The following is a 6,170-nucleotide window of genomic DNA, read 5'->3' as shown; positions in this document are numbered from 1 at the left end:
GCATGGGGCCGCCGGGGCGGGTTGGCGGTTCAGGCGCCGATCAGGCGGGAGTAGAACTCGAGGGCGACGTCGAAGCCGTCGCGACAGTTGCGGTGGGAGCGGTAGCAGGGCCGCCAGGCCGAGCTGGCCCCGACCCCGGCCCTGGCGTCGCTCAGCGCCGGCGGCACGCGCTCGGGCTTGGGCAGCAGCCCGTGCCCGAGATAGCGGACCCCGGCGAGCTCGGTGTGCGCGCCACGACCGCCGGAGACGAAGCTGCCCAGACGCCAGCCGCTCTCCTCGTCCCACACCAGCGCGCTCCCGTCGGCCAGCCTGAGCGTGGCGTCACGCGGATCGCAGGGGCCTTCCCACCAGTCCGTCACCTCGCGTCCGAGCACGTCGATGACCTGCTGCAGGTAACTGACCGGCTGCTGCAGCCACTCATCGGTATACGGCTCGACGTGCCTGATGGCCACGGACGGCACCCCCTTGTGCCCGAAGGGTAAGAAAAATGCGACGGTGCCCAACCATACCCGCAGCGAACTTATTCCGTTGCACAAGCGTCTAGTCATTACGGACGATATTTACGTCCTAGACGGGGAAGGAGGGGTTCCCATGATTGCCACGGTTCTCCTCATCGTCCTGATGGTCGTCGCGGTGGCGGCCACAGAGCTGTGCATGCGTTGCGCAGAAACAAGCAAAGAGAGTGTCGAGGTGCCCAGCGAGATCACCGGCGACTAGTCTCTCCGGCATGTCGTCCCTGTTTCTCTGGCTCCACATCGGCTTCGCCATCTTCACGGTCGGACCGGTCACCGCCGCGACGATGGCCGCGCCGCGCGCCATCCGCAACAAGAACGTGCCCGCGCTGCAGAACATCCAGCGTATGACGAAGGTCTACAGCATCGGGACGCTCGGCGTTCTGGTGTTCGGGCTGGCGCTCGGCGCGGTGCTGGGCAACGGACTGCTCGGCAAGTGGTACATGACGGCCTCGATGACACTGTTCATCGTGGCCGCCGTGCTCCTGGTGATCATTGACCGCGATCTGCGCACCGCCGTCCGGGTGCTCTCCAGCGAGGGCACCGACGACGACGCGAAGGTCCAGAACGGCCGGATCGCCGCGATCAGCGGGCTGCTCACCGTGATCTGGCTGGTGATCCTGTTCCTGATGGTGGTCCCCACCTGACCCTGACAGCGGGGACCACCTACCCCCCTTACGGCGGGACTACCTGCCCCCTTACGGCGGGGACCACCTGCCCCCTTACGGCGGGGACCACCTGCACAGAACCCTCGCCCCGTCCCCGGGCGGGCTTCTAGCCGAGCGCCTGCGTGAGGTCGGCGAGCAGGTCGTCGATCGTCTCGATGCCGACCGACAGCCGCACCAGGTCCTCCGGCACCTCCAGCGGCGAGCCCGCCGCCGAGGCGTGCGTCATCCTGCCCGGGTGCTCGATGAGCGACTCGACGCCGCCCAGCGACTCCCCCAGCGTGAACAGCTTGGCCCGGTTGCACACCGCCACGGCCTCGGCCTCGCCGCCCCCGACGCGGAACGACACCATGCCCCCGAACCGCTTCATCTGCTTGGCCGCCACCTCGTGCCCCGGGTGGTCGGGCAGCCCCGGATAGAGCACCTCCCGCACGCGCGGGTGCGCGAGCAGCAGGTCCACGACCCGCTCGGCGTTGTCGCAGTGGCGATCCATGCGCACGCCGAGGGTCTTGAGCCCGCGCAGCGTCAGCCAGGCGTCGAACGGCCCGGCCACCGCGCCGATCGCGTTCTGGTGGTAGGCGAGCTCCTCGCCGAGCGCCCGGTCGGCCGCGACCAGCGCCCCGCCGACCACGTCCGAGTGCCCGCCCACGTATTTGGTGGTCGAGTGCACGACGACGTCCGCGCCGAGCGAGAGCGGCTGCTGCAGGTAGGGAGAGGCGAAGGTGTTGTCCACCACCAGCAGCGCCCCGTTGTCGTGGGCCAGCCGGGCCAGCGCGGCGATGTCGGCGATGCCGAGCAGCGGGTTGGTGGGCGTCTCGACCCAGACCACCCTCGTCTTCTGCGTCATCGCCGCGGCCACGGCGTCGAGGTCGTGCAGCGGGACCGGGTCGTAGTGCAGGCCCCAGCGCTCGTTCACCTTGGCGAACAGGCGGTAGGTGCCGCCGTAGGCGTCGTTCGGGATGATCACGTGGTCCTGCGGCTTGCACACCGCGCGGAGGAGGGTGTCCTCGGCGGCCAGCCCCGAGGCGAACGCCAGCCCGCGCGCGCCGCCCTCAACCGCCGCCAGCGCCTCTTCGAGCGCGGTCCTGGTGGGGTTGGCCGAGCGGCTGTACTCATATCCGGAACGCAGCCCGCCCACGCCGTCCTGCTTGTACGTGGACGTCGCGTAGATGGGTGGCACGACCGCGCCCGTCAGCGGGTCGGGCTCCTGACCTGCGTGGATGGCCAGGGTCTCAAAACCGTTGCTCATACAGGCCACGTTAACGGAAGTCGGCCCGCGATCCGGTCCCCTCCGGATCGCGGGCCGTGCCCTCAGGCCGCCCAGGGCTCGCGCCGGCCGTCGTCAGAGCGGGGCGGAAGCCGTACGACATCGACGTCGACGAACCTGCCGCTGCTCCCCTCCACGTCCTCCCCGTTGATGCGCGAGAGCAGCACGGGGTCGGCGAGCGCGAGCAGCACCCCCACGACCAGCCCCACACCCAGCAGCGCGAACCCGATGACGATCATTTCCTGTCCCCTTCCGACATGTCCCAGCATCCGCCGCGCGCCCCCGCCGCCGCCTCCGCTGAAGGACCGGTCTCCGGCGAGCCGGCTCGGCCGAACGGTCGATACGACTTGTCCGACTTCCGGCTTAGGCTCGGGCCGTGGGGGACTCCAAACGCGTCGTGTACTGGATCCGCCGGCTGAGCGAGATCGCGATGGTCGGCTGGCTGGGCATGTGCCTGCTGCTCGATCTCGCGGTGGCCGTCTCCATCAGCGGGTTCCAGTGGCTCGTGCCCTTCTGCGGAGCGGCCGGCATCGCGGCCGTGGTGCTGCGGCGCCGGCTCCGGGTCGAAGGGTTCAGCGTCATGCTGGCCCTGTCGTTCGGGACCTCGCTGGTCATCGGGGGCACCGGCTTCGAGGGCGCGCCCGGCATGGCGGAGACCGGCTCGCTGCTCGTCCTGCTCATCGGCGTGCTGCGGCACGTGGAGCCGGTGCGCCGGGCGGCCGTGTTCGCGTGCGCGGGTCTGGTCGTGCTCATGTCGGAGTCCGCCGGGCGCGACTACCAGGGCTCGGGGCTGGCGTTCTCGTTCCTGCTCTTCGCGGGGTGGTCCACGGCCGCGGGCATCGGCGGCTACCTGCGCTTCCAGCAGGAGCGCAGGACGGAGGCGGTGCACTCGGTACGCCGGGCCGAGCGGCTGGAGCTGGCCAGGGAGCTGCACGACCTGGTCGCCCACTACATCACGGGCATCGTGGTCCAGGCCCAGGCGGCGCGGACGGTCGCGGAGGCCAAGCCGGAGGCGGTCGCGCCCGCGCTCGACGCGATCGCCGCGGCCGGGTCGGAGGCGCTGACCTCGATGCGGCGCATGGTCACGGTGCTGCGCACCGAGGACGACGCCGCCCGCAAGCCCGGCACCACGCTGGCCGACCTGCGGATGCTGACCGACAGGTTCTCCTCCGACGGGCCGAAGGTGGCCTTCGAGATCGGGCCCGGGCTGGACGACCGGACGCTCGCGCCCGAGGTCATGACCACCCTGCACCGGGTGCTGCAGGAGTCTCTGACGAACGTGCGCAAGCACGCCTCCCGCACCGCCTGGGTGGAGGCCGACCTGCGCCGCCACGAGCGGTCGGTGCGGCTGCGGGTGCGCAACTTCGGGGCCCACTCAGATCCGCGGGTCTCCCGCCTCGGCGGCGGGTTCGGGCTGGTCGGGATGGCCGAGCGGGTGGAGGCGCTGGGCGGCAGGCTCTACGCGGGCCCGTCCCCCGAGGGCGCCTGGGAAGTGGTCGCCGAGTTCCCGCTGTCCTGAGCCGAGTGCCCGCTCGAACGCCGCGTCGCCCAGCGCGGCGCGCAGCCGGCGGGTGATGCGGTCCACGTCGAGCCGCTCGGCGGGCGGCAGGGGCGCGCCGACGGCCTCCCTGACGGCTCGGGCCGCCCCGATCAGCTCAGCGGCCCGTACGAGCTGGCCGGGACCGCCGGAGCCGGTCAGCCCGGCGGCCCGGACGAGCTGACCGGAGCCGGTCGGCTCGGTGGCCGGTCCGAGCTGCGGGCGAGCCGAGATCGACGCCGGGATCGACGCCGGGATCGACGCCGGGATCGAGAGGGCCCCGGCCAGCCCTTCGAGCGACAGCGCGACCGCGCGCGGGTCGCCGGTCGCCCGCGCGGCCTCGTACCCCGCCCGCTGCCTGGCCAGCGCCGTGTCCGCGGCGCCGCGCTGCTCGGCGGCGAACCCGAGCTCGGCCATGATGAACGCGATCCCAGGCGTCCCCCGCACCTGCCGCAGCCAGTCCAGGACCGGCAGCAGGTACGTCTCCGCCTCCTCGTGCCGGCCCCGCCGCCGGGCGCTCATGGCCAGGCCGAGCACGGCGTTCTCCTCGGCCGGTTTGTACGACTGCTCGACCGCCAGCCGCCTGGCCCGCTCGTGATAGTCGTCGGCCCGCTCGTAGTCGCCCGCCAGCAACGCGACGCGCCCCAGCGCGGCCAGCTTGAACGACACCTCGAACCCCAGCTCCTCGGCCAGCCGCAACGCCTCCTCGCGCAGGCGGGCGACCTTCGGGTGGTCGCCACGGATCTCGGCCGCCCGGTCGAGCACGTCCATGGCCTCGATCTGGCCCCACTCGTCACCCAGCTCCCTGAACAGCGCCAGGCCCCGCGCCCCGTCCCGCTCCATCGCCGCGAGGTCGCCGCGGCCGACGGCGAGCTTGGCGCGCAGGCACAGGGCCGCCGCGACGCCCCACCGGTCGTCCAGCTCCTCGAACGCCGCCAGCGCCCGGTTCGCCGCCGCCTCGTGCGAGCTCCTGTCGCCGTAGGCCCAGCGGACGTGGCTCAGGAACCAGTCGGCCAGCGCGGTGCCGGCCTTGTCGAGACCGGCGTACCGGACCGGTGACGCGGGCTCGCCGATCAGCAGCTCGACCCCCGCCAGCCAGACCGACGCCACCGCCGCGCCTTCCACGTCCGGCACCTGGCCAGCCGCAAGTGCCGCGCCGCTGCCCTCCCCCTCGTGGCCGGTCAGGGCCGCCGCCAGGAACCTGCGGGCCTCGCGCAGCCTGCCGCGCAGCACCCAGTACCACGCGAGGGCGTTGACCAGGCGCAGCGCCTGAGGTCCCGCGAGGGCGAGCCGCAGGTTGGCGCTTTCGGCGTCGAGCCGGGCGAGCCACTCCCGCTGCCCCGGCCCCTTGAGGTCGGCCCGTTCGGCCAGGGCGGTGTAGTGGAGTGCGTGCCGCTCCCCGATCAGCGCTTCCTCGCCCGCATCGCGCAACCGCTCCACGCAGTACGCCGCCACGGACTCCAGCAACCGGTAACGAGGCCCGTCCACCACCACGACCAGTGACCGGTCGACCAGCCTGGCCAGGGTGTCGGCCACGTCCACCCCGGGCTGCGCGCACACCTCCTCGGCCGCCGCCAGCGTGCACCCGTCGGCGTGCACGGCCAGGCGGCGCAGCACCACGCGTTCGTCCTCGGTCAGCAGCTCCCAGCTCCAGTCGATCATCGCCCTGAGCGTGCGCTGCCGGGCGGGCGCGTCCCGCATCCCGGCGCTGAGCAGCCTGAACCGGTCGTCGAGCCGGTCCGCGAGCTCCCGCACCCCAAATGCCCGTACGCGGGTGGCGGCCAGCTCCAGGGCCAGCGGGAGGCCGTCGAGCCGCCGGCAGATGGTGGTCACGGCATGGTCGGGCCGGACGTTCGCGCGGGAGGCGAACAGGCGGACGGCCGCGGGCTCGGACAGCGGCGGCACGACGCGTACCTGCTCGCCCGTCACCCCGAGCGGCTCCCGGCTGGTGGCCAGCACGCGCAGGTCGGGGGCGGCCCGCAGCAGCGCGGCGACCAGCTCGGCCGCCTGATCCACCAGGTGCTCGCAGTTGTCGAGCACCAGCAGCAGCCGCTTGGCCGCCAGCGCGCCGCCCAGCCGGGCCGCCAGCGGCGCGGAGTCGTCGTCCCGCAGCCCCAGAACGGCCGCGACCGCCTCCGCCACGTCCCCCGTCCCCGCCAGCTCCACCAGCCGCACCCCATCAGGAAAGG

General features: G+C 72.8%; 6 protein-coding genes and 1 pseudogene. 3 read left to right on the top strand and 4 right to left on the bottom strand.

Annotated elements, in window-relative coordinates:
* Window positions 1–29: 29 nt before the first annotated feature.
* Entirely contained in the window at window positions 30–452 is a 423-nt protein-coding gene (locus ETD85_RS59380) for a DUF6292 family protein (protein ID WP_240780127.1), read from the bottom strand.
* Between the two features lie 139 nt (window positions 453–591).
* Between ETD85_RS59380 and ETD85_RS67160 the strand changes: the two genes are divergently transcribed.
* The gene (locus tag ETD85_RS67160) at window positions 592–717 is read left to right on the top strand and encodes a hypothetical protein (protein WP_276617422.1); all 126 of its coding nucleotides are present in this window, start codon (window positions 592–594) and stop codon (window positions 715–717) included.
* A 10-nt stretch (window positions 718–727) separates the two neighbouring features.
* A complete protein-coding gene (locus ETD85_RS59375; RefSeq protein WP_138698608.1) occupies window positions 728–1,159 on the top strand; it encodes a hypothetical protein in 432 nt (143 codons plus the stop codon).
* Window positions 1,160–1,286: 127 nt separating this feature from the next.
* Here the strand turns inward: ETD85_RS59375 and ETD85_RS59370 are convergent, their stop codons facing one another.
* Window positions 1,287–2,426: a cystathionine gamma-synthase gene (locus tag ETD85_RS59370; RefSeq protein WP_138698607.1), complete on the bottom strand. Its 1,140-nt coding sequence runs from the start codon at window positions 2,424–2,426 to the stop codon at window positions 1,287–1,289.
* A gap of 62 nt (window positions 2,427–2,488) precedes the next feature.
* Window positions 2,489–2,683: a hypothetical protein gene (locus ETD85_RS59365; protein WP_138698606.1), complete on the bottom strand. Its 195-nt coding sequence runs from the start codon at window positions 2,681–2,683 to the stop codon at window positions 2,489–2,491.
* Between the two features lie 191 nt (window positions 2,684–2,874).
* Here ETD85_RS59365 and ETD85_RS59360 point away from each other — a divergent pair.
* Window positions 2,875–3,897 (top strand): annotated as a pseudogene (locus tag ETD85_RS59360) (sensor histidine kinase); the annotation flags it as partial.
* Here ETD85_RS59360 and ETD85_RS67810 read toward each other — a convergent pair.
* Window positions 3,820–6,170: ATP-binding protein (locus tag ETD85_RS67810; protein WP_420847381.1), on the bottom strand; the 2,351-nt coding region annotated here is incomplete at its 5' end. The pseudogene ETD85_RS59360 and the gene ETD85_RS67810 sit on opposite strands and share 78 nt — an antisense overlap.

It is taken from the genome of Nonomuraea zeae (assembly GCF_005889725.1).
Lineage (GTDB): Bacteria > Actinomycetota > Actinomycetes > Streptosporangiales > Streptosporangiaceae > Nonomuraea > Nonomuraea zeae.
This window is presented reverse-complemented; position numbering and strand designations above follow the sequence as displayed.

Excerpts from the sequence above, each read along its gene's own strand:
- ETD85_RS59365 (WP_138698606.1), bottom strand. The coding sequence starts at position 2,683 with ATGATCGTCATCGGGTTCGCGCTGCTGGGTGTGGGGCTGGTCGTGGGG.
- ETD85_RS67160 (WP_276617422.1), top strand. The coding sequence starts at position 592 with ATGATTGCCACGGTTCTCCTCATCGTCCTGATGGTCGTCGCGGTGGCG.
- ETD85_RS59375 (WP_138698608.1), top strand. The coding sequence starts at position 728 with ATGTCGTCCCTGTTTCTCTGGCTCCACATCGGCTTCGCCATCTTCACG.
- ETD85_RS59370 (WP_138698607.1), bottom strand. The coding sequence starts at position 2,426 with ATGAGCAACGGTTTTGAGACCCTGGCCATCCACGCAGGTCAGGAGCCC.